This window comes from Pseudomonas sp. GW456-E7 (genome assembly GCF_059424105.1).
The window spans coordinates 17484-43527 of the sequence record NZ_JBWKZB010000051.1 but is presented as its reverse complement, the minus strand read 5'-3'; the positions used below and the strand labels follow the sequence as shown (position 1 = coordinate 43527).

Genomic DNA, 26044 nt, shown 5'->3' with positions numbered 1-26044 from the left:
GCTGCGATCTTTTGATCTTGGAATTCACAATCAAAAGATCGCAGCCTTCGGCAGCTCCTACAGGGATTGTGTGCATTCAGTGGGTTAGAAGAACCCCAGCGGATTGATGTCGTAGCTCACCAGCAGGTTTTTCGTCTGCTGATAGTGATCAAGCATCATCTTGTGGTTTTCCCGGCCAACGCCGGACTTCTTGTAGCCGCCGAACGCGGCGTGCGCCGGGTACAGGTGGTAGCAATTGGTCCATACGCGCCCGGCCTTGATCGCCCGGCCCATGCGGTAGGCGCGGTTGATGTCGCGGGTCCACAGGCCGGCGCCGAGGCCGAACTCGCTGTCGTTGGCAATCGCCAGGGCTTCGGCTTCGTCCTTGAAGGTGGTGACACCCACCACCGGACCGAAGATTTCTTCCTGGAACACGCGCATCTTGTTGTGGCCCTTGAGCAGGGTCGGCTGGATGTAGTAACCGCTGGACAGGTCCCCCTCCAGGCGTTCGGCCGCGCCGCCGGTGAGCAGCTCGGCGCCCTCCTCCTGGGCAATGGTCAGGTACGAGAGGATCTTGTCGTATTGCTGCTCGGACGCCTGGGCGCCGACCATGGTGTCGGTGTCCAGCGGGTTGCCGCGCTTGATCCTGGCGATCTTCTTCATCACCTCGGCCATGAACGGCTCGTAGATCGACTCCTGCACCAGCGCCCGGGACGGACAGGTGCAGACTTCACCCTGGTTGAAGAACGCCAGCACCAGGCCTTCGGCGGCTTTTTCGATGAACGCCGGTTCCGCGTTCATGATGTCTTCGAAGAAGATGTTCGGCGACTTGCCGCCCAGCTCGACGGTGCTCGGGATGATGTTCTCGGCGGCGCAATGCATGATGTGCGCGCCCACCGGGGTCGAACCGGTGAAGGCGATCTTGGCGATGCGCTTGCTGGTGGCCAGGGCCTCGCCGGCTTCGCGACCGAAGCCCTGGACGATGTTGAGTACGCCCGCCGGCAGCAGGTCAGCGATCAGCTCGGCGAACACCATGATCGACAGCGGCGTTTGCTCGGCAGGCTTGAGCACGATGCAGTTGCCGGCGGCGAGCGCCGGGGCGAGTTTCCAGGCGGCCATCAGCAGCGGGAAGTTCCACGGAATGATCTGCCCGACCACACCCAAGGGCTCATGGAAGTGATAGGCCGTGGTCAGCTCGTTGATCTCGGCAGCCCCGCCTTCCTGGGCACGGATGCAGCCGGCGAAGTAACGGAAGTGGTCGGCCGCCAGCGGTACGTCGGCGTTCAGGGTTTCGCGCACGGCCTTGCCGTTGTCCCAGGTTTCGGTGACGGCCAGGACCTCAAGGTTCTGCTCGATGCGGTCGGCGATCTTCAGCAGCACCAGGGAGCGGTCCTGGGCCGAGGTCTTGCCCCAGGCGTCGGCAGCGGCATGGGCGGCGTCGAGGGCCTTGTCGATGTCGGCGGCGCTGGAGCGCGGGAACTCGGCGATCACTTCACCATTGACCGGCGAGGTGTTGGTGAAGTACTCGCCATTGATCGGGGCAACGAACTCGCCACCGATGAAGTTTCCGTAGCGCGGCTTGAAGGTAATGACGGCGCCTGGGGTTCCGGGTTGTGCGTAGATCATGGTGGGCCTCTGTCTGGGTCGATGCCTGTCGTACTGACAGGCGATGAGCCGATACTAGAGAGCCCCGCGTGCCAGACGAATGCGTCGTTGGCAGGAGGGTCTCTCGTTATTTGGTCGTAGGTTTCACACGAATTAATGTGGGAGCGGGCTTGCTCGCGAAGGCGTCGTGTCAGCCACAAAGTTGCTGAATGACACACCGCATTCGCGAGCAAGCCCGCTCCCACAAGGGATCAGTGTTTGGCGACAAGATCCTTGGGCAGCTTGAAGGTCCAGAGCATGCCACCCTGGTTGAAGTCCTTCACCCGCTTGGCCACTTCGCCGCCCCACAGCGGTACCGCGCCGCCCCAGCCGGAGAGCACCGAGACGTACTGTTCGCCGTCCATTTCCCAGGTCACGGGCGAGCCGAGCACGCCGGAGCCGGTCTGGAATTCCCAGACCTTTTCGCCGGTCTTGGCGTTGAACGCCTGCAGGAAGCCTTCAGGCGTGCCGGTGAACACCAGGTTGCCCTTGGTGGTCAGCACCCCGCCCCACAGCGGCGCGTAGTTCTTGTGGCGCCAGACTTCCTTGCCGGTTTTCGGATCGATGGCCCGCAGCACGCCGATGTAGTCTTCGTTCAACGGCTTGATGGTGAAGCCGGCGCCGAGGAATGCCGCGCCTTTCTTGTACGCGATGCCTTCGTTCCAGATGTCCATGCCCCATTCGTTGGACGGCACATAGAACAACCCGGTGTCCCGGTTGTAGGCCATCGGCATCCAGTTTTTCGCACCGAGGAACGCCGGCGCCACGAACACCGAGCTGCCCTTGACTTCCGAACCCGGGGCGCCGGGACGGCTGGCTTCGTTGTAGATCGGCCGGCCGTCCTTATCCAGGCCGGTGGCCCAGGTGATCTTGTCCACGAACGGGAAGCCACGGATGAATTTGCCGTTGGTGCGATCCAGCACGTAGAAGAAACCGTTACGGTCAGCCGTGGCCGCTGCCTTGATCTCCTTGCCGCCTTCGTTGTAGTTGAACGACACCAGCTCGTTCACGCCGTCGTAGTCCCAACCGTCGTGGGGCGTGCTCTGGAAGTGCCATTTGATGGTGCCGTCGTCCGGGTTGAGCGCCAGGCGCGACGAGGAGTAGAGGTTGTCGCCAGGGCGCAGGTGCGAGTTCCAAGGCGCCGGGTTGCCGGTACCGAACAGCAGCAGGTTGGTTTCCGGATCGTAATAGCCGCCAAGCCAAGGGGCTGCACCGCCGGTTTTCCACAGATCGCCCGGCCAGGTCTTGCCCGCCTCGCCGCCGGAGATGCCGTTCTCCACGGCTTTGCCGTCCTTGTAGACATAGCCCATATGGCCTTCGACCGTCGGCCGGGTCCACAGCAGATCACCGTTTTTCGGATCGTAGGCCTCGATCTTGCCCACCACCCCGAACTCGCCACCGGCCACGCCGGTAATCAGCTTGCCATTGATCACCAGCGGCGCGGCACTGATCGAGTAGCCTTCCTTGTGGTCGGCGACTTTCTTGCTCCACACCACCTTGCCGGTGTCCTTGTTCAGCGCCACGAGCTTGGCGTCGAGGGTGCCGAAGATCACCAGGTCGCCATACAGCGCGACGCCACGGTTGATCACGTCGCAGCAAGGGCGGATGTCATCGGGCAGACGCGCATCGTATTGCCAGAGCTTCTTGCCGGTACGCGCATCCACGGCGAAGACCCGGGAGTAGGAACCGGTCATGTACATCACGCCGTCCTTGACCATCGGCTGCGCTTGCTGGCCCCGCTGTTTTTCACCGCCGAAGGAAAACGCCCAGGCCGGGCGCAGCTCCTTGACGTTGTCGACGTTGAGGATATCCAGCGGGCTGTAGCGCTGCCCTTGAACGCCAAGGCCGTTGGTCACGACCTGTTCCGGGTTCTTCGGGTCCTGGAGAATGTCCTGGTCGGAAACCCCGGCCAATGCCTGGCCGGACAACAGCATGGCACTGAGCAGCAGGCTCAGGACGAAGGGCTGGCGACGTGCGGGTTGAGTCATGACGGCTTCCTCTGCGGATTTTTGTTATGTCCGGAAATTTTCCCGGTCTGGTGCAGATTCTTGGGCGCCACCGCCCTGGCAACAATTGCCCGCAATGAGGAGATTGCTAGTTCCTTGGTACAGGGTGGGAGGAGATGAGCAGCGATTTTGTACCCGACACAGCCCCCCCTGTGGGAGCGGGCTTGCTCGCGAAGAGGCCGGCACATTCAACATCGTTGTTGCCTGACACTCCGCCTTCGCGAGCAAGCCCGCTCCCACATTGGATCGGGGTGGGTCAGTTGTTTGCGGGGGAATCCACCCGCGTCATCCGCTCGCGCTCATAGCGCGGATACAGATGACTGACGCTGCGGATCAGTTCATAACGGCTCAGGTTGATCCCGGCGAAGCGTTCGGGGATGGGGCTGCGGATCATCTCGGCCATATCACTGCCATTGGCCGCGCCGTCGCGCATGAGCTGATCGAGCCAGGTCAGGTAATCGCGCATCTGCTCGAAGGGTTGTGGGTCGCTCGACACCGGCCCATGGCCCGGCACGACCTGCGTCCAGGGCAAACCTTGCAGGGTCGCGATGTCCGCCAGCCACACTGACAACCCCGGACTGTTGGGCGTGGTCAGCGCCCGCTGATAAAACACCAGGTCCCCGGCATACAGCACGCCGGTTTGCTGGTCGAGAATAGCCAGATCCGCGCCCGTATGCCCACCCAGGCTCAGCAGACGCAGATCGTGATTCCCAAAACTTTTCACGCCGGGTGTCAGCGTCTGCGTCGGCAACACCACTTCGGTGCCACGCATCCAGTCGCCGACCATCCGGTACATATTCTCGGCCATGGCATCGCCTTGCCGGTGCAACAGCTCGGTGGTGCCGGCCAGGGCGCCGATCGGCACGTCGGTGAAGGCCTGATTGCCCAGCACATGGTCCGGGTGGTGATGGGTCAGCAGGACCTCGATCACCGGTTTGTCGGTGGTGGCGGCAATGGCCTTGCGCATCGCTTCGCCGTAACGCCGGGACGGCCCGGTGTCGATCACCACCACACCGCGTTCAGTGACGATAAACGCGGTGTTGACGATGTTGCCGCCATTGGCCTTGGCGAAATTATCGGGGCTGCCTTCCAGCAGCCAGGTGTCCCGGGCGATCTGCCGGGGCTTGAGTGAGTAGTCGAGATCGGCCAGGGCCGGCAGACTGACGCTTAACACCATCAACAGGATCCAGCGCATGCCACGCTCCTTGGGGTCAGGGGATCGATGCATCGAACTCATTGCCGCTGTTGTCCCGTAGCAACAGACGCGTTTGCCCTGCCCCCTCGATGTCAAAGGCCAGGTTGGGGTTTTCGCTGACCGCCGGAAACAGCTCCAGCCGGGCCAGCACGTGTTGGTTGTGGTCACGCAGCTCGGCATGGTTGATGAAGAATTCCGGAATGCCGCTGACCATGCCGTTGTCCATGGGATGGGCCACCTGCATACGCAAACGGCTGAATCCGTCCCGGGGATAGCGCCCGCCGAGCACTTCGCCGATGTGTTCCTCCCAGCCCGGCTGGGTGCGCACCACACTCGGCGCGGTGCAACCGCCACCTGCGGCGTCAATCAGGGTCGAGCCGACATGCCACAGCCCGTCGCGGGTCAACACCGCCGCGCGCAGGGGCGTGGCCTGTTCGATGCGAATGCGCAACGACAGCCAGGGCAAAACCGAATCCAGCGGCTGGAAGTCGACGATTTTCGGCAACGGATTCAGTTCTGCCCAGGCGAGGATTCTCACCACCTCGCCCTTGAACGCCCGGGCGTCGATTTCCAGCGGCACCTGCCGGGCGTCTTCGGCAAACGGCGGCGCCAGCAGCTTGACCCGTTCATCGAAAACGAACGGCGCATTGCCCAGAAACTGCTGGTGATAGAAAGCCCACATCACCGATGGCACCGGGTCTTTGCCGGGATCGATCGCGCCAGCCTGTGCCGCCAGGCTCAACCAGCAGGCCAACAGACAACTCCCTCGCCATTTCATCGCCTGCTCCTTATTGATACATCTCAGGCGCGTCGTAACGCAGGCCGTAATGGCCGTAGATGGTCTTCACCGTACCCTCGCGGATCAGGCCTTCGAGCGCCTCTTCCACGGCATAGGCCAGTTGCCGGTTGCTTTCGTGCACCGCCATGCCGATTTCCCAGAGCTGCTTGCCCATGTTCGGGTAGGCGTTTTCTGCCAGCGCCAGCTGCGGGTCGGCCGCTTCGTGCACTTGCCAGTCGATTTCGCCGCGCATGGCCATCACCGCGTCGACCTCACCGGCCTTCATCGCGGCAAACGCCTGGGGCACGCCCGGATAGTGATGGGTCTTGCCGGCGAGCATGCCGTTGAACACCGAGGTCAGGTAGAACGACGGCACGCTGTCGACTTCGACACCAATCGGGTGCTGCTCGAACACCGCGACGCTGGCGACCTTGTCCAGCCTTCGGCGGTCATAGGCCACCTGCCATTGTTCGTTCTGGTACGGACCGAACATCACCACATGGCCGTTGACCAGTTCACCGAGCTCGTTGCGCTTCTGCGCGTAGTCGTGGTCGTAGGGCACGCGCATCATCAGGTCGGCCAGTTGCTGGTTGTGCAAGGCACTGGCACGCCAGATGTAATCGCGCAGGTCGTCGTCGAGCTTTTCCCCCGCCGGCGCCCAGATCAGCGTCAGGCGCACGCCGAGCGCCTTGGCCAGGGCTTCGGCCAGCTCGACATCGACACCCTGGGGTTTGCCGGCGCGCTCAAAGCTGTAGGGGGCGAAGTCCTTGTAGACCGCCACCTTCAACTCCCCGGCGGCGATCATTTCATCGTAGTTGCGAACCTGCGCCTGCGCCGCCTGGCAGCACAGCCACAGCGCGCTGATCAACACCGCGAACAGGCGCATGGGTCACTCCTCGACGTGCACAGTGTCCAGATAAGTGCGCACCGCCCACAGGGCTTCCTGGCTCAGGTAGTCGGCCATCTTCGGCATGTACACGCGACCGTCGCGCACCGCGCCATGGCGCACCCGTTCGACGAACCATTCATCGCCCGCCTCTGCGACATCGAGCATGCGCAGGTCGGGGGCGATACCGCCGGACTTGGCCTCCAGGCCATGACAGGCCGCGCAGTTCTGGGTATAGGCCGAAGCGCCGATTTCCACTGCCTTGTCGTGTTCCGGAGCGGTGCGATACGGGTTCACCGCGGCCCAGCCATCGGCATCGAGCTGCACACCGGTATCTTTTATCGGGGTCAGGCCCTGGGTGGCGACGGCCTGTGGCACCACGTTGCCGTGGGCCCAGACGGAACCTGCGCCGATCAAACTGGCCAATAGGCCGGTCACGAGCAAGGCGTTGCGTTTTGTTGTCATTGTCATGCCCTCTGGATTGCACGCAAAACCTCTTGGCAGAGGCTATGGCAGCCATCTTAGAAAGCCCTGCGCCCAGACCCCATGCTGCTTTGGTGGTCGCCACCTACTCCCTTGGTCGTAAGGCGATCGTTGGACACGGGACGCGGGCCCTGGAGCCGGTCGACGCCGATCAGGGTCAGGATCAGCAGAAACGGCAGGAGCAGTGCTTTGACGATACGCATGGTCAATCCCCTCCAGATCAATGGCCGTAGTTGCCCATGCTAGAACCGCGCCGTGTGTGGCGGGCTACTACCTTGGTACTGGCCCTTCGGTACTTTCTGCATATTTTCACTGCCCCTCAGGCTTCCTATGCTGGCGCTAACGGTCATGGAGAGCCTTATGCGCCAGCTTGCCCCTTACGCCCTGATCTACCTGCTGGCGATTGCCTGCGCCGCCGGCCTGGCCACCCAAAGCCAGGCCGCCGATGCCCCTTTGCAGGTGCGGATCGGCTACCTGGGTTATCGCCCCGACCCCGGCCCATTGCTGTCCAACGTCATCCCCGAACCCACCGATGCCGGGCTGCGCGGTGCCGAACTGGCGATCACCGACAGCAACAGCACCGGGCGTTTTCTCAACCACGGCTACAGCCTGGTTAGCGCCAGCGTCGACAGCCCCGAAGCCTTGCTCGAAGCGGCGAAGGCTCAGCACGAACAAGGCCTGCGCCTGTTTGTGGTGAATGCCCCCGCGACCAGCCTGCGCCAATTGAGTGCGGCACTGCCCGACAGTTTGCTGTTCAACGCCGGCAGTGCCGATGACAGCCTGCGCACCACCGCTTGCCTGCCGAACGTGCTGCACACCTTGCCGAGCCGGGCGATGCTCGCCGATGCGCTGGCGCAGTTTCTGGTGTTGCGCAAATGGCAACGGGCGCTGCTGATCGTCGGCCCGACCCCGGACGATCAAGCCTATGCCGCCGCCCTGCGCCGCGGGGCCAAGCGCTTTGGCTTGCAACTGGTGGCGGAAAAACCCTGGAGCTTCGATAACGACCAACGCCGCAGCGCCCAGGCGGATATGCCGCTGTTCACCCAGACCACCGAGTACGACGTGGTACTGGTGGCCGATGAACGCGGCGACTTCGGTGAATACGTGCCCTACCAGACCTGGTACCCGCGCCCGGTCGCCGGCACCCAGGGCCTGACCCCGGTGGGCTGGCACAAGACCGTGGAAACCTACGGCGCCGCACAGTTGCAAAAACGCTTTGAAGCCCTGACCGGGCGCTGGATGAATGACCGCGATTTCGCCGCCTGGATGGCCGTGCGCAGCATCGCCAGCGCCGTGAGCAAATTGCGCCAGGCCGAGCCGATGGCGATCCGCACGCTTGAAATCAGCGACCAGTTGCCCCTCGATGGTTTCAAGGGTCGCAAGCTCAGCTACCGGCCATGGAACGGCCAGTTGCGCCAGCCGATTCTCATCGTCCAGCCCCGGGCGCTGGTCAGCACCTCCCCCCAGGAGGGCTTTCTGCACCCGTTCAACGAGATGGACAGCCTGGGCTACGACAAACCCGAAGTCAGCTGCCGCTTTCCCTGATCCGAACATCACAACAACAAGGAATCCGCCATGCGCCGCACCCTGCTCTCGTGCACCTTGCTGCTCGCCGCTGGCCATGCCGTTGCCAGCACCGCCTGGGTCTCCAACGAAAAGGACAACAGCCTGAGCCTGATCGACCTGCAGACCCTGCAAGTCACCGACACCCTGCCCGTCGGCCAGCGCCCCCGCGGCCTGCTGCTGTCCCACGACAACAAGCTGTTGTACATCTGCGCCAGCGACTCGGACCGGGTCCAGGTGATGGACGTGGCCACACGCAAGATCATCAAGGAACTGCCCTCGGGCAAAGACCCCGAGCAATTCGCCCTGCACCCGAACAATCGCTGGTTGTACGTCTCCAACGAAGACGATGCGCTGGTCACGGTGATCGACACCGAGACCTCCAAGGTGCTCGGCCAGATCGATGTCGGCGTCGAGCCCGAGGGCATGGCCGTCAGCCCTGACGGACAGTGGGCGGTCAACACCAGCGAAACCACCAACATGCTGCACTGGATCGACACCAGCACCCAGACCCTGGCCGACAGCACCCTGGTGGACCAACGTCCGCGCTTCGTCGAATTTTCCCCCGATGGCGCGAAACTCTGGGCCTCGGCGGAAATCGGCGGCACCGTGACCATTCTCGATGTGGCCAGCCGCACCGTGCTCAAGACCCTGAACTTCCAGATCAAGGGCGTGCACCCGGACAAGGTCCAGCCGGTCGGCATCAAGCTCAGCGCCGATGGCAAGTACGGCTTCGTCGCCCTCGGCCCGGCCAATCATGTGGCGGTGATCGATGCCAGGACCTTCGAGATACTCGATTACCTGCTGGTGGGTCGACGGGTCTGGCAGATGGCATTCACCCCGGATCAGAAGCAGTTGCTGGCCACCAACGGCGTCAGCGGCGATGTCTCGGTGATCGATGTCGACAGCCTCAAGGTCAGCAAATCGGTGAAGGTCGGGCGCTATCCCTGGGGCGTGGTGGTGACACCATGAACGCCCTTGAAGTCAGTGACCTGAGCTTTGCCTACGGCGCCCGGGAGGCCCTGCGCAAAGTGAGTTTCAGCCTGGAGCCCGGACGTTTCGCCGCGCTGCTGGGGCCCAACGGCGCCGGCAAGTCGACCCTGATTGCCCTGCTGACCCGGCTCTATGATCTGCAGCACGGCGAGATCCGCGTCGGTGGCTGTTCATTGCGCAGCGCGGCACGCCCGGCACTCAGGCAGTTGGGCGTGGTGTTCCAGCAAAGCACCCTGGACCTGGACCTCAGCGTCGAGCAGAACCTGCGTTATCACGCGGCATTGCATGGCCTGTCCCGGCGCCAGACCGACCTTCGGGTCGACGCCGAACTGGCCCGCCAGGCCCTGACCGAGCGCCGCCGCGAACGGGTGCGCGAACTCAATGGCGGCCATCGTCGCCGGGTGGAAATTGCCCGCGCCCTGTTGCATGAGCCGCGCCTGTTGCTGCTCGATGAAGCCAGTGTCGGCCTCGACCCGGCGAGTCGCCTGGCGCTCAACCAGCACATCCGCAGCCTGTGTCGCGAGGAGCACATCAGCGTGCTCTGGACCACCCACCTGCTCGACGAAGTGCAGCCCAGCGATGACTTGCTGATCCTGCATCAAGGCCGGCTGGTGGCCAGCGGGCAGGCCGATGCCCTGAGCCTGGAGCACGGCGGTGACCTCGGTTCGGCCTTCACCCGCCTGACTACATCGGGAGCTGCCCAATGAACGCTTACTGGCAATGTTTCAGCGGTATCGTGCTGCGCGAATGGCTGCGCTTTGTGCTGCAACGCACCCGATTTCTCAGCGCCCTGGTGCGGCCGTTGCTGTGGTTGCTGGTGTTCGCCGCCGGTTTTCGCGCAGCGCTGGGGATCGCGATCATCGAACCCTACGACACCTACATCCCCTACGAGGTCTACATCATTCCCGGCCTGGCCTGCATGATCCTGCTGTTCAACGGCATGCAGGGGTCTCTGTCGATGGTCTACGACCGCGAGATGGGCAGCATGCGCGTGCTGTTGACCAGCCCCCTGCCGCGTACCTTCCTGCTGTGCAGCAAGCTGCTGGCCACGTCGCTGATTTCGCTGTTGCAGGTGTACGCGTTCCTGGCGATTGCCTGGGTCTACGGCGTGCGGCCACCGGCCATGGGCCTGTTGCTGGCGTTGCCGGCGCTGCTGCTGGTGGCGTTGATGCTCAGCGCACTGGGCCTGTTGCTGTCGAACGCGATCCGCCAGCTGGAGAACTTTGCCGGGGTGATGAATTTCGTGATCTTCCCGCTGTTTTTCCTGTCATCGGCACTGTATCCGCTGTGGAAGATGCGCGAAGCCAGCGAATGGCTGTACTGGCTGTGCGCGGTGAATCCGTTCACCCATGCGGTAGAGCTGGTGCGTTTTGCCCTGTACGAACGCTTCAATCCGCTGGCGCTGGCGGTGTGCACGGGGCTGACGCTGCTGTTCGCGTTGCTCGCCGTACTGACCTTCAACCCGCAGCATGCGGCCTTGCGTAAATCCGGGTAAATACATCCCCCTGTGGGAGCGAGCTTGCTCGCGATAGCGGCGGCACATTCAATAAATGAATTGACTGACATAACGCTATCGCGAGCAAGCTCGCTCCCACAGGGGTTCTTCATTAAGCAGGGGGAAGTTACTACTTTAGTACTGGTTTCCCTGTCTATCGTCGCATTCCCAACGCCCCCCGACTGGCATGTAATAGGTCCATAACTATAAGGACTGTACCCATGCCGCGTGCCCGAGACTGTCTACTGCGCCCTTCTTTCGCCGCCCTGTCGCTGTGCGTCGTACTGGGCGTTGCGCAAGCCGATACCCCGCTCTTCTCAGTTGACGGCTATCGCATCGACCTGTACCGCAGCCCGACGCCGAACCAGTTGCCGGGCGCGACCATCGTCGACACACCTGCCCTGCAATTACTGCTTGAGCAAACCCCGCGTCCGCTGCTGATTGACGTCTACCGCCGTCAGTGGCTGCAAGGGCAATTCATCGAAGACCAGCCCCATGAAAACCTGCCCGGCAGCCATTGGCTGGCCAATACCGGTGACGGTGAGCTGACGCCGCAATGGCAGGACTATTTCGCCGCCAACCTGAAAAAGCTGACCGCCGGCGACCCGACGCAACCGCTGGTCTTCTATTGCCGCTCCGACTGCTGGTTGAGCTGGAATGCGGTCAAGCGCGCAGCCACCATGGGCTATAAGACCCTGTATTGGTATCGCGATGGCCTGGACGCCTGGCAAGCGGCCAATCTTCCGGTTTCGCCAGCCAGGCCCGAACCCTTTCCCTGAGCTTTACGCGTGCGTGTCGATGCCACACCATAATCAAAATAATGAGGTGAAAGGCCATGTACAAAATCCTGATTGCCGACGATCACCCGCTGTTTCGCGAAGCCATCCACAACGTCATCAGCGACGGTTTTGCCGGCAGCGAAGTGATGGAAACCGCCGACCTGGACAGTGCCCTGGCCCTGACCCAGGAACACGACGACCTGGACCTGATCCTGCTCGACCTGAACATGCCCGGCATGCACGGGCTCAATGGCCTGATCAACCTGCGTAACGAAGCGCCGACCATTCCGGTGGTGATTGTCTCCGCCGAACAGGACAAACAGATCGTGCTGCAAGCCATCACCTACGGCGCCGTGGGTTTCATCACCAAGTCTTCACCCCGTGCCCAGATGACCGATGCCATCCAGCAGATTCTCAATGGCAATGTCTACCTGCCCCCGGACATCATCCGCACCGCCAAAAGCAGCACCCACCGGCGGATGAACGACACCCCGAGCTTCCCGCCCGAACTGCTCCAGGCCCTGACCCGCAAGCAACTGCAGGTGCTGGAACGCATGACCAAGGGCGAATCGAACAAGCAGATCGCCTACACCCTGGAAATCGCCGAGACCACGGTCAAGGCCCACGTCTCGGCGATCCTGCGCAAGCTCAACGTGCACAACCGGGTGCAGGCGATCCTGAGTGCCGGGGATATTGATTTCGGGTCTTATCTGCGGCGTTGAGTCGGCAAGACCGCGGCGCGCCCTTCGCGAGCAGGCTCGCTCCCACAGGCACGGTGCTGCCCCTGCTCACGAAAAGGACTTCACATTCACCGAAGATTTCAAGGTCGGCCAAGCAAATGACTCATCGCCGTCTTCAGCTTCATCGGCCGCACCGGCTTGTGCATCAGGGTGTGGCCCAGTTCGCGGATCTGCTGCTTGAGTTCATTGCTGTAGTTGGCCGTGATCATCATCGCCGGGAGCGGTGACGCACGCCGGGCATTGATGCGCGCCACAGCGTCGACACCGTTGCGATCGTTGTCCAGGTGATAATCGGCAATCAGCAAGTCGGCCTCGGCGTTGAAATTGTCCACTTGCCGCGCCAGGTCCTCCTCCGACAGCGCCGTCACCACCCGACACCCCCACCCCTCCAGCAAGGTGCGCATGCCGGCACAGATGGTCGCGTCGTTGTCCAGCACCCATATCCGCGCCCCCCGCAGGCGCTCGAGCATCGGCTCGCTCATCTGCAACGCGAGCTGCGGCTTTGGCGCGGTGGCGCTCAAGGGCACTTCGACCGAAAACATCGAACCCCGGCCCGGCCATGAACGCACATGAATGGGATGCCCGAGGATGCCGGCAATCTTCTCTACGATCGCCAGGCCCAGGCCCAGGCCGCGATCCTGATCGGGTCGCTGCACATCACCGCGCTTGAACTCCTGGAAAATCTCCTCCAGGCGATGCTCGGCAATGCCCATGCCGCTGTCCCAGACTTCGATCGTCAGACACTGATGATGCCGCCGGCAACCGAGCACCACGCGACCACTGTAGGTATAGCGAATCGCATTGCTCAGCAGGTTGCGCAGAATCCGCGCCAGCAGCTGGATGTCACTGCGCACCAGCGCCGAACAGCCAATGAAGTGCAATTGCAGGCCTTCACTGCGCGCCACCTGGGTGTATTCGGCGGCCAGGTTGTCCAGCAGTTCACTGAGGGCGAACGGCGCAATGTCGGCCTTGATCACCCCCGCATCGAGCTTGGAAATATCCACCAGGGTGCCGAGCAGGTTCTCCACGTCTTCCAGGGAATTGCTCACGTTGCGCACCAGAATCTCGCTGGACATCGGCTCGCGCCGTTCCAGCAAGGCACTGGTAAACAGGCGCGCGGCATTCAACGGTTGCAGCAGGTCATGGCTGACGGCGGCGAGGAACTTGGTCTTCGACAGGTTGGCCTGCTCGGCTTCCTGCTTGGCCTCGCGCAAGCGTGACTCCACCAGGCGACGCTCATCGATCTCGCGCAGCAACTGGTCGTTGAGGGTGGTCAATTCCGCTGTGCGCTCGCGTACCCGCAGCTCCAGGTTCTGATACGCCTGATGCAGCGCCTCGGCGGTGCGGCGGCGTTCGGTGATGTCGCGGATCAACACGAAAATCCCCACCACCTCGCCACTGGCCAGACGGTTGGGCACATAGGAGCGCAGCATGTAGCGCTCCTGGTTGTTGACGTTGGTTTCGGCAAACTCGAACGTCACGCTCTCGCCGGCCAGCGCCCTGGCCACGTAGGGCTCCAGCCGCTGGTAATGCTGTTCGCTGTGCACTTCGCGCAGGCTCTGGCCGAGCATCACGCCGCGGGGCCAGCAGTACCACTCTTCGTAGACCTTGTTGGTGAACTCGTAGACCAGGTCGGCATTGAGGTAGGCAATCAATGCCGGCACGTGATCGGTGATCAGGCGAATCCAGTGTTCGCTTTCACTCAGCGCCTCGGCGTGCTGGTAGCGCTCGGTAATGTCGGTGAAGGTGTTGACGAAACCGCCGGTGGGCAACGGATGGGTGCGGATTTCCAGGACCCGGCCATCGTACAGGCGCTGCTCGCATTCGTGCACCGGTCGTCCGTTGCCATCGCGACTGGCCGGGGTCAGCAGGTTCAGCTCACTGTCGGCGATCACCTCGGCAAACGGGCGATGGGCCGCCACCGGCGCCAGGCCGCTCAACTCCAGGAAACGCCGGTTCCACAACTCCAGGATGCCCTCGGCGCTGACCATCGCCACCCCTTGGGACAGGTTGTCGACCGCCCGTTGCAACAGGTGCGATTTCTGCGCCACCGCCTGCTCACGGCGTACGGTTTCGCTGAGTTTGACGTCGGTGATGTCGGTGAACAGGATCACCCGCCCTCCTTCCTGGGTCGGGCGCTCGCTGACTTGCAGCCAGCGCCCGTTCTGCAGGCGGTAAAGCAGGTTTTCGTCGGCATGCCCGCGCGGCTCCTCGGTGAACAGGGCGTTGTTCATCATCAGCCGCTTGACCTCGGTCAGGCGCATGCCGGCGTTGATCCGCACCCGGCTGTTGCTCCAGAACGCCTTGAAGCGACTGTTGAACAGCACGATGCGCTGGTCGGCGTCGAACAGCACGAAGGCGTCGGAAATGCTTTCGATGGCATCGATCAGGTGTTGGTGCGCCGTTTCCGCGCGCAGGCGGGCTTCGCTGAGCAAATGATTGCCGGCCTTGAGTTCGGCCATGGCCTGGTTCAGGGCATCGGTGCGTTCGCGGACTTGCTCGGCCAGCACCACCGAATGCTGGAATGCCGCGTACGGATCGTTGCCCCGGGTTCCCCCGGACTCGACCCGTTCGATCAGCGCGCCATTGATGCGCTGCAGTTTATGGTTTTCCAGGCGCAGCCCGGCCAATTCGGCCTGCAGTTCAGCGATGTCCTGGGGCACGGCCACGGGCAATGGCAACGCCGGTGAAGGTCTGGTTGATGTGCATGCCATTGAACTGTTCTCCATAGGTGTTGAAACCCATCACCCGTTGCTCGCGCAAAAACGAGCCGATCTGATCAAGACTGCCGTCGTCCTCGAGTTCCAGACGCCGCAGGAAACAGTCGCAACCGATGGTCAGCAGCAAATCACCCAGGCGCTCCTGCAACCCCTCGAACAGGCGCTGCAGGTTCGGCAGCATTGGCCCCGGGGTCATGGCGGTGAGGACGATGCCGTTTTCCACGGCGCAGTAGAAACTCAGGCTCAGGTCCGGATGTACCTGCTGGATGGCCCGCACGTAGTACTGCTGGTTGATCCGCACCGCCAACGGGTGCGCGGCGAAGACCCGGTGATCGAGCTGCGCCACCGGCACGCCGATGTGCCGGGCGTACTCCTCGGCGGCAGGCTCCGCATTGAGCTCGAAGACCCGGCGCAAGGTGCTGTCGGCCCCGGTGACCACCAGCTTTTCGGCGCGGGGCAGCACGTGGTGGGTGGTGAACACTTCAAAATCCAGCCAGGTATTGACCAGCACCACCACGGCCGCGCCGCTGTGGAACTCGCCATCGAAGTACACATGGGTATGGGTCAGGTAGTTATCGTCGCCGGCCGAGCCGCCGAAATGCGGAATGTCGCCCAAGGCCGCACTCAAGGCCGCCAGGACCATTTCTTCGCGGCTGGACAGGCCATCGAGCAGGGTCAGGGCAAAGCTGTTGCCCTTGATCGGGGCCAGGGTGTTGCTGCGACAGCCACTGACCAGGCGCTCGACCATTTGCTGGGCGTCGATCAGGCTGAAGTGCTCCATCTGGTCGATCAGCTCGATCGAGATGGAAAAGTGCCGGTGATCGAAACCCACCGCCGTCACGCAATTGCGCCCGTAGCCCAGCGGGGTGATTTCCCCGGCGCTGGTGCAGCCCGCCAGGCGAATGCCGCCAAAGCTTTGCTGCAAGGCCTGGCCCAGCGCCTGCAAGTCGTATTCGGCGGAACAGAAGAACAGCACGAACCCCAGGTGCGGGTGCAACAACTGTCGTGCCAGTTCCTGCGCGACCTGCCGGGCATCGGTGGCCTGGGACATTGCACTGACGACGCCTTCGCTCTGCTGCATCCTTACCTCCCGCAGGTGCGTGTGTATGAGGCACGAGTGTACGAAGTCTCTGGGGGGTGACGAATGCTACTTGGGTAGCGGGTAGCCGCTTCGATGGGATGAGACAAATAAAGCTCCCACACTAGTTTTGGTTATCCGCAGGTGTTGCGTACACCCGGTACCCTGTGGGAGCGAGCTTGCTCGCGATGGGGCCATCACAGCCAACATCCATGTCGCCTGACACCCAGCCATCGCGAGCAAGCTCGCTCCCACAATTATTTGTATTCCAGCCTGCTACCAGGTCAGCACCGCGCCCACGGCAAAGGTGTCGGTGTCTTCGTTCTGCTCGTCGGTGTCGTGGCCGTTGATTTCGAACTGGTTGTACTCGGCCACCAGCTTGAGGTTGTCGTTCACGTCATGGAACAACGCGATGCCGCGGGTCTCGTAATCCGCACCGCTGCCGACCACGCCGTTGCCGTCGTCATTGGTCTTGCCGTAGGACAAGGCCAGGCGGTTCTTGCCCAGTTTGTAGGAGCCCTGCATCAGGTAGCCGTCGCTGTCGACGTTGCGCAGGGTCGGCTCGCCGGCATTGTTGGTGAAAAACGGGTTGATGCCCTTGGCCTGGAAACCGGACCCGGTGAGGGACAAGCCGCCCATCTTCGCCTGCACGCCATAACCGACCCCCTTGGAGGTGACGGTCTCGACCGTGGAATCGGTGTTGTCCGAGGTCTGGTAGCTGCCGTTGACCCAGCTGTAGATCTTTGCCCCGGCCAGGTCGAACTGATAGGTGACTTCGCTCTCGGTACGCGGGTTTTCCTGATAGGCCTTGCCCGTCGGGCTGCTGTCGTTGGTGTCCACCGGGTCCATGATGCCGACCGCCACGCGCAGACCGTCCATCACCGGCGTGCGATAGGTGATCTGCGAGGTCGGGAACGGATACGGGTAACCGGTGCCGATGTTGCCGAACGATACCCCGCCGCCATCCACCAGCCCCAACGTATCGCTGACCTGGCCGTAACCGGCGAGCATTTCGTCGAGCAGGATGTTGGAACGGGCGAACAAGCCGAAGTCCTTGCCGATCAGCACCTCGCCCCACTCCGGGTTGGCCACGGTGCCGAAGAACTGCCGCACATCGATGGCGGTGTCAGTGCCGTTGGTTTGGCTGTCGTTGATGGTGACCCAGAACGAGGCACGGGCGCCGAGCTTGAGATCGTCTACCTGCTTGCCCATGTTGAACCCCAGGTAGTTGGGCAAAAAGCCCATCTTGACCCGTGACTGCCGACGGTCGTACTGATCGCCTGCGCGGTCGACATCGCTGTTTACGTAGAAGGCGTTGATGTAGCCGTCGGTGGAGAACGTGGTCTGGTCCTTGTCGTACAGCATGATATCCGCCTCAGCCATCTGGCTCAGGCCCAGGGCAGACAGGCTGGCGATAAAGGCTGGCAGAAAACGATGCGTGACGTTCTTATTGTTGTGCATGGCGCGCTCCGAAACGGGGGACTGAGTGTCGGAGGCGATTATCGAAACCTGACGGGCGGCGCCATACGCTGCCTTGGGGCTGGTTTTGAGGTGCTTTGGATTGGCTGGCGGCGCGTGACCGCTATGGCGTAAGACCGCTCGTCAGCGAGGCTCGCCACTTAGGGCGTAGGCCTGTGGACCCGACTGGCATCCACAGGAACCGCTACCGGCTAGGCGTTGGCCTTGAGCAACATGTAGGCGGCGACCACCACGCAGATGCTGGCGAACCCGATCTGCAACGCCCGCGCCGGCACCCGGGCGCAGAGCTTGCGGCCGATGATCATGCCGATGATGCTCGCGCCAATGAAGGTGGCGCCCACGCTGTCGATGCGCACGCCGGCATGGAACGCGCCGATCACCCCGATGGCCGAAATCAGGCTGATCACCATCAGCGACGTGGCGATGATTCCGCGCATTTGCACATCGGTCAGTTGCTTGAATGCCGGGACAATCAGGAAGCCGCCGCCCACCCCCAGCAACCCCGAGACCACACCCGTGACCGCTCCGAGCGCGGCGAGGGTCGCGGTGCATTTGGCGGTCCAGGAAAAGCGCCCGGTCTGTTGATCGAGCATGCAGTTTTTCTGGCCCCAGTTGGCGTGCCCGTGGTCGCTCGGGCCTTCGTCCTTGCGTTCACGACGCAACATCCGCCAGGCCACCATGACCATCAGCAGGCTGAACAGGATCATCAGGATTTTTTCCGGCAACTGATGGGCGAAATAAATGCCCACCGGCGAAAACACCGCACCGAGCGCGGCGATCAGCAACGCCGCGCGATACCGCACCAGGCCATGGCGCAATCCATCGATGGCGCCGACCGCCGCCGCACTGCCCACCGCAAACAACGCCACCGGAGCGGCCTGGGTCATGCTCCAGCCCAATCCCAGTACCAGGGCCGGCACCGCGAGAATCCCGCCGCCCGCTCCAGTCAACCCCAATACCAACCCCATCACCACGCCAAACAGACTTGCCAGCAACATAGGGAGTTCTCAGTCGACCCTGGACAGACGCGTCAGCCACTCGCGACCCTTGAGCATACCGTTCCAATAGAACCACGGTAGCAGTGTTGCCTTGAGCCACCACGCCGAGCGGCGCGGCGTCGTCGGGTCAAGGGGAAAGGTCGGCAGCAATTTGCCCGCATAACCGAACTCGGCCAGGATCACCTTGCCCTTCTCCACCGTCAGCGGACAGGAGCCATAGCCGTCGTACTTCAGCGGCAGTGGTTGTTGCTTGCGCAAGGCCAGCAGGTTTTCGGCCACCACCACTATCTGCTTGCGCACCGCCGCGGCGGTTTTTGCATTGGTGGTGCCGCAGATATCACCCAGTGCGAAGACGCCTGGATAACGCGGATGTTGCAGGCTGTGGGGATCGACCTCGCACCAGCCGGCGGCGTCGGCCAGCGGACTCCGGGCGACGAAATCCGGGGCCACCTGAGGCGGAACGACATGCAGCAGGTCAAAGGTTTTTGCCTGGCGGGTGACAGTGCCCTCGGCGTCCTTGACCTCGAACCACGCGGTTTTCGCCGGGCCGTCGACCTTGACCAGATTCGAATTGAATGCCAGCCGGGCGTTGTACTTTTCGATGTACTTCATCAGCGGCGGGACAAAGGTCGCCACGCCGAACAACGCCGCGCCCGCGAGATTGAACTCGACGTCAATGTTGTTCAGCACACCGGTCCTGTTCCAGTGATCACAGGACAGGTACAGCGCTTTTTGAGGCGCTCCCGCACATTTGATCGGCATGGCCGGCTGGGTGAACAGCACCTTGCCGCCGCGCAGTTTCTGCACCTGGTCCCAGGTGTAGGTCGCGTGCCGGTAGCTGTAGTTGGAGGTCACACCGTGCTGGCCGAGGGTCTCCTCCAGGCCTTCGATTTTTTCCCAGGCCAGGCGCAGGCCGGGGCAGACGATCAGGTTCTGATAGCTGACCGTGCGCGCGTCACTGAGGATCAGCCGGCAATGCTCTGGATCGATGCCGGTCACGGCAGCCTGCACCCAATTGACCCCGCGGGGCATCACCGACGCCATCGGCCGCACGGTGTTTTCCATGTTGTAGGCGCCACCGCCGACCAGCGTCCAGGCCGGTTGATAGAAGTGCCGGGAGTCGGGCTCGATCAGGGTGATGTTCAGTTGCGGGTTACGCTTGAGCAGGCTGGCGACAAGGCCTATGCCCGCCGTACCGCCGCCGATCACCACGATATCTGCACTGATGGATGGGCCCCAGTGTTGATCGTTCATTGCTTGTTCCTTTTGCTGCACTGTTACGAGTCAAACTACAAAACCTGTGGGAGCGGGCTTGCTCGCGAAAGCGGTGTGTCAGTAGACATTAACGTGGCTGACACACCGCCTTCGCGAGCAAGCCCGCTCCCACAGGTTCGGTGTGTTGGATAAGATCAAGGTTGAACCCAGCTTTTAAGCACCGCCCCGCAATACAGCCCGGAGAGGGTTTTCATCACCTGGATCACTTCGTGACTGGCGAGACCGTAAAAAATGTACTTGCCTTCACGACGGGTCGCGACCAGTCCTTCATCGCGCAGGATCCCCAGTTGCTGGGACAGGGTCGGTTGGCGCACGCCGGTCATTTTTTCCAGCTCGCCGACGTTGCGCTCGCCCTGGGTCAGCTGGCACAGGATCAACAGGCGATCCTCATTGGCCAGGGCCTTGAGCAGCGCACAGGCCTTGGAGGCCGAGGCGCGCAGTTGGGCGACTTCACATTCGGTCAGACTGGATTGCATTTGCAGGATGCCTTCAACGTCACTTAAGCTGCGAACATTATGTTTTTACATAAAGTGTTGCAACTGACTTTTCCACCCCTGCACAGGTTCGTGTCCATGCCCGCACTGATTGAAGCTTTCCTCGACCCCGCCTCCTCGACCTACAGCTACGTGGTCTACGAGGCCGATGGCGGGCAGTGTGCGATTGTCGACCCCGTGCTCGACTACGACGGTGCGGCCGGGCGTACCGCGACCACCCAGGCTGACAAAATCATCGCCTTCGTCCGCGCCCACACACTGCAAGTGCAATGGCTGCTGGAAACCCACGCCCACGCCGATCACCTGTCCGCCGCGCCCTATCTGCGCGAGCAGCTGGGGGGAAAAATCGCCATCGGCGAGTCGATCAGCAAGGTCCAGGACGTGTTCAAGGCGCTGTTCAATCTGGAGCCATCATTTCGCGTCGACGGTTCGCAGTTCGATCACCTGTTCGCCCCCGACGAATCGTTCATGATCGGCAACCTCAAGGCGACCGCCCTGCATGTGCCCGGCCATACGCCGGCGGACATGGCCTACCTGATCGACGCAGAACAAATCCTCGTTGGCGACACCCTGTTCATGCCCGACGTCGGCACCGCCCGCTGCGATTTCCCCGGCGGCAATGCTCGCCAGTTGTTTGCCTCAATTCGAAAATTGCTGGCCTTCCCTGCCAGCGTGAAGCTCTACGTCTGTCACGACTACCCGCCAGCCGACCGGTCGGCCCACTGCCAGACCACGGTCGGCGAACAACGCAAAAGCAACATTCATGTGCATGACGGGATCGATGAGGCCGCATTCGTCGAGATGCGTACACGGCGTGACGCGGGGCTGGGCATGCCGACGCTGTTGCTGCCGGCGATCCAGGTGAATGTGCGGGCGGGGAACTTGCCGCCAGCCGAGGACAACGGCGTGACCTACCTGAAAATCCCCGTCAATCAGCTCTAACCCCTCTGCGATCTCTTGATTCTGGCGAAAGGTGGATCCCTGAAGATCAAAAGATCGCAGCCTTCGGCAGCTCCTACAGAACGCGATCCTTGATTTCAGTTGCCCAACGTCAGGCCATTGGCCGCACCTGAAAATCCTCATCAATCAGCTATGACCCTGTAGGAGCTGCCGCAGGCTGCGATCTTTTGACTCTGGCGACCGATGGCTCTCTGAAGATCAAAAGATCGCAGCCTTCGGCAGCTCCTACAGAACGCGATCCTTGATTTTCAGTTACCCAACGTCAGGCCATTGGCCGGCAGCGGCAGCGCGGTTTTGTACCTCACTTGCTTGAGGGCAAAGCTCGATCGAATGTTCGCCACCCCCGGCACCTTGGTCAGAAAATCCATCATGAAACGCTCCAGCGACTGGATGGTCGGCACCAGCACCCGGATCAGGTAGTCCGGGTCGCCGGCCATCAGGTAGCACTCCATCACCTCGGGGCGGTCGGAAATCGCCTCTTCGAAATGCTGCAACGCCTCCTCCACCTGTTTCTCCAGGCTGACGTGAATGAACACGTTCACATGCAACCCCAGCAGGTCGGCATCGAGCAGCGTCACTTGCTCGCGGATCACCCCCAGTTCTTCCATGGCCTTGACCCGGTTGAAACACGGCGTCGGTGAGAGGTTCACCGAGCGTGCGAGGTCGGCGTTGGTGATGCGCGCATTCTCCTGAAGGCTGTTGAGAATGCCGATATCGGTACGGTCCAGTTTGCGCATGAGACAAAACCACCTGTTTTTTATGCTTATGCAGGTTTTTTATCTGCAAATGATCTTTAGCGCAACGAAACAGAGAGAAATATTCTTCTTGGGCGGGCCTATGATTGTTGTAGGACAAGATTTCTTCTACCGAACGAAATCTGTCAGCTCACTACAAGAAATTCACAAGATCGAGCGTAGAAGCCATGACCCAAGCGTATGAACCGCTGCGCCTGCACGTCCCCGAACCCTCGGGCCGTCCCGGCTGTAAAACCGACTTCTCCTACCTGCATCTGACCGATGCAGGCACGGTGCGCAAACCCCCAATCGACGTTGAACCGGCTGACACGGCTGACCTGGCCCGTGGCCTGATCCGCGTGCTCGACGACCAGGGCAATGCCCTTGGGCCTTGGGCCGAAAACGTGCCGGTGGAGATCCTGCGCAAGGGCATGCGCGCCATGCTCAAGACCCGCATCTACGACAACCGCATGGTGGTCGCCCAGCGTCAGAAAAAGATGTCGTTCTACATGCAGAGCCTCGGCGAGGAAGCCATCGGCAGCGCCCAGGCCCTGGCCTTGAACATCGACGACATGTGCTTCCCGACCTACCGCCAGCAAAGCATCCTGATGGCCCGCGACGTGCCGCTGGTCGACCTGATCTGCCAGCTGCTGTCCAACGAGCGCGATCCGCTCAAGGGCCGGCAATTGCCGATCATGTACTCGGTCAAGGAGTCCGGTTTCTTCACCATCTCCGGCAACCTCGCCACCCAGTTCATCCAGGGCGTGGGCTGGGGCATGGCCTCGGCGATCAAGGGCGACACCAAAATCGCCTCGGCCTGGATCGGCGACGGCGCTACCGCCGAGTCGGACTTCCACACCGCCCTGACCTTCGCCCACGTGTACCGCGCGCCGGTGATCCTCAACGTGGTCAACAACCAGTGGGCAATCTCCACCTTCCAGGCGATCGCCGGCGGTGAAGCCACCACCTTCGCTGGTCGCGGCGTCGGTTGCGGCATTGCCTCCCTGCGGGTCGACGGCAACGATTTCTACGCGGTCTACGCCGCCTCCGCCTGGGCCGCCGAACGTGCGCGCCGCGGCCTCGGCCCGACCATGATCGAATGGGTCACCTACCGTGCCGGCCCGCACTCGACTTCCGATGATCCGTCGAAGTACCGCCCTGCCGATGACTGGAGCCACTTCCCGCTCGGCGATCCGATTGCGCGCCTCAAGCAGCACCTGATCAAGGTCGGCCAGTGGTCCGAAGAGGAACACACCGCGGTCAGCGCCGAGCTCGAAGCCCAAGTGATCGCCGCACAGAAAGAAGCCGAGCAGTACGGCACTCTCGCCGGTGGCCAGATTCCAAGCGCTGCGACCATGTTCGAAGACGTCTACAAAGAGATGCCGGAGCACTTGAAGCGCCAGCGTCAAGAGTTGGGGATCTGACATGAACGATCACAACAACAATATCGAGCTGGAAACCGCCATGACCACGACCACCATGACCATGATCCAGGCCCTGCGCTCGGCCATGGATGTGATGCTTGAACGTGACGACAACGTCGTGGTCTTCGGCCAGGACGTGGGCTACTTCGGCGGCGTGTTCCGCTGCACCGAAGGCCTGCAGAACAAGTACGGCACCTCCCGGGTGTTCGACGCGCCGATCTCCGAAAGCGGCATCGTCGGTGTCGCCGTGGGCATGGGCGCCTACGGTCTGCGCCCGGTGGCCGAGATCCAGTTCGCCGACTATGTCTACCCGGCCTCCGACCAGATCATTTCCGAAGCCGCCCGCCTGCGTTATCGCTCGGCAGGCGAGTTCACCGCGCCGATGACCCTGCGCATGCCGTGTGGCGGTGGCATCTACGGTGGCCAGACCCACAGCCAGAGCATCGAGGCGATGTTCACCCAGGTCTGCGGTTTGCGCACGGTGATGCCGTCCAACCCGTACGACGCCAAGGGCCTGTTGATCGCCTCCATTGAAAACGATGACCCGGTGATCTTCCTCGAGCCCAAACGCCTGTACAACGGCCCGTTCGACGGTCATCACGACCGCCCGGTAACCCCGTGGTCGAAACACCCTGCCGCGCAAGTGCCGGACGGTTACTACACCGTGCCGCTGGACGTCGCTGCGATCACCCGTCCGGGCAAGGACGTCACCGTGCTGACCTACGGCACCACCGTGTACGTCTCGCAAGTCGCTGCTGAAGAAAGCGGTGTTGACGCCGAAGTCATCGACCTGCGCAGCCTGTGGCCGCTGGACCTGGAAACCATCGTCAAATCGGTGAAAAAGACCGGCCGTTGCGTGGTGGTGCACGAAGCGACCCGTACCTGCGGCTTCGGTGCCGAACTGGTGTCGCTGGTGCAAGAGCATTGCTTCCACCATCTGGAAGCGCCGATCGAACGCGTCACCGGTTGGGACACCCCTTACCCGCACGCGCAAGAGTGGGCGTATTTCCCAGGGCCGTCCCGAGTGGGCGCGGCGTTGAAACGGGTCATGGAGGTCTGAATGGGCACGCACGTCATTAAAATGCCGGACATTGGTGAAGGCATTGCAGAAGTTGAATTGTCGGTCTGGCACGTCAAGGTCGGCGACATGGTCGTCGAGGATCAGGTGCTGGCCGATGTCATGACCGACAAGGCGATGGTCGATATCCCGTCGCCGGTGCATGGCAAGGTGATTGCCCTCGGTGGCCAGCCAGGCGAAGTCATGGCGGTTGGCAGTGTGCTGATCAGCATTGAAGTCGAAGGCGCAGGCAACGTTAAGGAGTCGGCGCAACCGGCTCCTGTGAAAGAAGCGCCAGTCGCGGCACCGAAAGTCGAAGCCGTGGTTGAAAGCAAACCGGTCGCGGCCCCAGCGCCGAAAGCGGCTGTATGCCAGGGCCCGATGGTGGCTCGCGCGGCCGATGAACGTCCGCTGGCCTCCCCGGCCGTGCGCAAGCATGCGCTGGACCTCGGCATTCAGCTGCGCCTGGTGCGTGGCAGCGGCCCAGCCGGTCGCGTGCTGCATGAAGACCTGGACGCCTACCTGGCTCAGGGTCAGTCCAATGCATCGACGGTCAGCAGTGCTTACACCCAACGCACCGATGAACAGCAGATCCCGGTGATCGGCATGCGCCGCAAGATCGCCCAGCGCATGCAGGACGCCACCCAGCGCGCCGCCCACTTCAGCTACGTCGAGGAAATCGACGTCACCGCCGTGGAAGAGCTGCGCGCGCACCTCAACGAAAAACACGGTGCGACTCGCGGCAAGCTGACCTTGCTGCCGTTCCTGGTCCGCGCCATGGTCGTCGCCCTGCGCGACTTCCCGCAGATCAACGCCCGTTATGACGATGAGGCACAGGTCATCACCCGCCTCGGCGCCGTGCATGTCGGTATTGCCACGCAAGCCGATATTGGCCTGATGGTGCCGGTGGTACGTCACGCCGAAGCCCGCAGCCTGTGGGACAGCGCAGCGGAAATCTCGCGCTTGGCCACCGCCGCGCGCAACGGCAAGGCCAGCCGCGATGAGCTGTCCGGCTCGAGCATCACCCTGACCAGCCTCGGCGCTCTGGGCGGCATCGTCAGCACGCCGGTGCTGAACCTGCCGGAAGTGGCGATTGTCGGCGTGAACAAGATCGTCGAACGGCCGATGGTGATCAAAGGCCAGATCGTGGTCCGCAAGATGATGAACCTCTCCAGCTCCTTCGATCACCGCGTGGTCGACGGCATGGACGCGGCGCTCTTCATCCAGGCCATTCGTGGCTTGCTCGAACAACCCGCCACGCTCTTTGTCGATTAAGCATTTGTG

24 protein-coding genes are annotated in these 26044 nt (G+C 62.3%); 10 read left to right on the top strand and 14 right to left on the bottom strand.

Features of this window, described 5'->3' with window-relative positions; all coding sequences use genetic code 11:
* Positions 1-84: 84 nt before the first annotated feature.
* From exaC to AC07YV_RS25205, 7 genes are all read right to left on the bottom strand, one after another.
* Complete coding sequence (exaC, locus tag AC07YV_RS25235) at positions 85-1605, bottom strand: acetaldehyde dehydrogenase ExaC (RefSeq protein WP_102701836.1); 1521 nt, start codon at positions 1603-1605, stop codon at positions 85-87.
* Positions 1606-1835: 230 nt separating this feature from the next.
* Complete coding sequence (locus AC07YV_RS25230) at positions 1836-3611, bottom strand: PQQ-dependent methanol/ethanol family dehydrogenase (RefSeq protein WP_102701835.1); 1776 nt, start codon at positions 3609-3611, stop codon at positions 1836-1838.
* A gap of 274 nt (positions 3612-3885) precedes the next feature.
* Entirely contained in the window at positions 3886-4824 is a 939-nt protein-coding gene (locus tag AC07YV_RS25225) for a quinoprotein relay system zinc metallohydrolase 1 (protein ID WP_102701834.1), read from the bottom strand.
* A 16-nt stretch (positions 4825-4840) separates the two neighbouring features.
* Positions 4841-5602, bottom strand: coding sequence for a quinoprotein dehydrogenase-associated SoxYZ-like carrier (locus AC07YV_RS25220; protein WP_102701833.1), 762 nt, complete (start codon positions 5600-5602; stop codon positions 4841-4843).
* Between the two features lie 10 nt (positions 5603-5612).
* A complete protein-coding gene (locus tag AC07YV_RS25215; RefSeq protein ID WP_102701832.1) occupies positions 5613-6488 on the bottom strand; it encodes a substrate-binding periplasmic protein in 876 nt (291 codons plus the stop codon).
* Between the two features lie 3 nt (positions 6489-6491).
* Positions 6492-6953 (bottom strand): cytochrome c-550 PedF, encoded by a 462-nt coding sequence (pedF, locus tag AC07YV_RS25210; RefSeq protein WP_102701831.1) that lies wholly within the window; start codon positions 6951-6953, stop codon positions 6492-6494.
* Between the two features lie 56 nt (positions 6954-7009).
* Positions 7010-7174 (bottom strand): hypothetical protein, encoded by a 165-nt coding sequence (locus tag AC07YV_RS25205; protein ID WP_167399490.1) that lies wholly within the window; start codon positions 7172-7174, stop codon positions 7010-7012.
* A 157-nt stretch (positions 7175-7331) separates the two neighbouring features.
* Here AC07YV_RS25205 and AC07YV_RS25200 point away from each other — a divergent pair, with 157 nt between their 5' ends.
* From AC07YV_RS25200 to AC07YV_RS25175, 6 genes are all read left to right on the top strand, one after another.
* A complete protein-coding gene (locus tag AC07YV_RS25200; protein WP_102701830.1) occupies positions 7332-8516 on the top strand; it encodes an ABC transporter substrate-binding protein in 1185 nt (394 codons plus the stop codon).
* Positions 8517-8546: 30 nt separating this feature from the next.
* Positions 8547-9506 carry a YVTN family beta-propeller repeat protein gene (locus tag AC07YV_RS25195; protein WP_102701829.1) on the top strand — a complete coding sequence of 320 codons (960 nt, stop codon included), beginning with the start codon at positions 8547-8549 and terminating at the stop codon, positions 9504-9506.
* Complete coding sequence (locus tag AC07YV_RS25190) at positions 9503-10234, top strand: ABC transporter ATP-binding protein (RefSeq protein WP_095967638.1); 732 nt, start codon at positions 9503-9505, stop codon at positions 10232-10234. Before AC07YV_RS25195 ends, AC07YV_RS25190 begins: the two co-directional genes overlap by 4 nt.
* Positions 10231-11022: an ABC transporter permease gene (locus tag AC07YV_RS25185; protein WP_102701828.1), complete on the top strand. Its 792-nt coding sequence runs from the start codon at positions 10231-10233 to the stop codon at positions 11020-11022. Before AC07YV_RS25190 ends, AC07YV_RS25185 begins: the two co-directional genes overlap by 4 nt.
* Before the next feature lie 221 nt (positions 11023-11243).
* Positions 11244-11801 (top strand): PQQ-dependent catabolism-associated CXXCW motif protein, encoded by a 558-nt coding sequence (locus tag AC07YV_RS25180; RefSeq protein ID WP_102701827.1) that lies wholly within the window; start codon positions 11244-11246, stop codon positions 11799-11801.
* Between the two features lie 56 nt (positions 11802-11857).
* A complete protein-coding gene (locus tag AC07YV_RS25175) occupies positions 11858-12523 on the top strand; it encodes a response regulator transcription factor (protein ID WP_007976602.1) in 666 nt (221 codons plus the stop codon).
* A gap of 98 nt (positions 12524-12621) precedes the next feature.
* On the opposite strand, the gene nahK is transcribed toward AC07YV_RS25175, so the two are convergent.
* The 6 genes from nahK to AC07YV_RS25145 form a co-directional block, all read right to left on the bottom strand.
* Positions 12622-15255, bottom strand: a complete 2634-nt coding sequence (nahK, locus tag AC07YV_RS25170; protein WP_102701826.1) for a hybrid sensor histidine kinase/response regulator NahK/ErcS' — start codon at positions 15253-15255, stop codon at positions 12622-12624.
* Positions 15185-16342 (bottom strand): nitric oxide-sensing protein NosP, encoded by a 1158-nt coding sequence (nosP, locus tag AC07YV_RS25165; RefSeq protein ID WP_102701825.1) that lies wholly within the window; start codon positions 16340-16342, stop codon positions 15185-15187. The genes nahK and nosP overlap by 71 nt, the downstream gene beginning before the upstream one ends.
* Before the next feature lie 273 nt (positions 16343-16615).
* A complete protein-coding gene (locus tag AC07YV_RS25160; protein WP_102701824.1) occupies positions 16616-17800 on the bottom strand; it encodes a porin in 1185 nt (394 codons plus the stop codon).
* 209 nt (positions 17801-18009) lie between these two features.
* Entirely contained in the window at positions 18010-18816 is an 807-nt protein-coding gene (locus tag AC07YV_RS25155) for a sulfite exporter TauE/SafE family protein (protein WP_102701823.1), read from the bottom strand.
* Between the two features lie 9 nt (positions 18817-18825).
* The gene (locus AC07YV_RS25150) at positions 18826-20070 is read right to left on the bottom strand and encodes an NAD(P)/FAD-dependent oxidoreductase (protein ID WP_102701822.1); all 1245 of its coding nucleotides are present in this window, start codon (positions 20068-20070) and stop codon (positions 18826-18828) included.
* 155 nt (positions 20071-20225) lie between these two features.
* On the bottom strand, positions 20226-20567 hold the full coding sequence (locus AC07YV_RS25145; RefSeq protein WP_007976596.1) for an ArsR/SmtB family transcription factor: 342 nt from the start codon (positions 20565-20567) through the stop codon (positions 20226-20228).
* Between the two features lie 96 nt (positions 20568-20663).
* Between AC07YV_RS25145 and AC07YV_RS25140 the strand changes: the two genes are divergently transcribed.
* Positions 20664-21527 carry an MBL fold metallo-hydrolase gene (locus tag AC07YV_RS25140; RefSeq protein ID WP_102701821.1) on the top strand — a complete coding sequence of 288 codons (864 nt, stop codon included), beginning with the start codon at positions 20664-20666 and terminating at the stop codon, positions 21525-21527.
* 266 nt (positions 21528-21793) lie between these two features.
* On the opposite strand, the gene bkdR is transcribed toward AC07YV_RS25140, so the two are convergent.
* The gene (gene bkdR / locus AC07YV_RS25135; protein WP_007976593.1) at positions 21794-22282 is read right to left on the bottom strand and encodes a Bkd operon transcriptional regulator BkdR; all 489 of its coding nucleotides are present in this window, start codon (positions 22280-22282) and stop codon (positions 21794-21796) included.
* A 185-nt stretch (positions 22283-22467) separates the two neighbouring features.
* Here bkdR and AC07YV_RS25130 point away from each other — a divergent pair, with 185 nt between their 5' ends.
* Genes AC07YV_RS25130 through AC07YV_RS25120 form a run of 3 tightly spaced genes read left to right on the top strand, consistent with a single transcriptional unit; the run spans position 22468 to position 26035 of the window.
* Positions 22468-23703 (top strand): 3-methyl-2-oxobutanoate dehydrogenase (2-methylpropanoyl-transferring) subunit alpha, encoded by a 1236-nt coding sequence (locus tag AC07YV_RS25130; protein WP_102701819.1) that lies wholly within the window; start codon positions 22468-22470, stop codon positions 23701-23703.
* 1 nt (position 23704) lies between these two features.
* A complete protein-coding gene (locus AC07YV_RS25125) occupies positions 23705-24763 on the top strand; it encodes an alpha-ketoacid dehydrogenase subunit beta (RefSeq protein WP_015095444.1) in 1059 nt (352 codons plus the stop codon).
* Positions 24764-26035: a dihydrolipoamide acetyltransferase family protein gene (locus tag AC07YV_RS25120; RefSeq protein ID WP_102701818.1), complete on the top strand. Its 1272-nt coding sequence runs from the start codon at positions 24764-24766 to the stop codon at positions 26033-26035.
* The last annotated feature ends 9 nt before the right edge of the window (positions 26036-26044 follow it).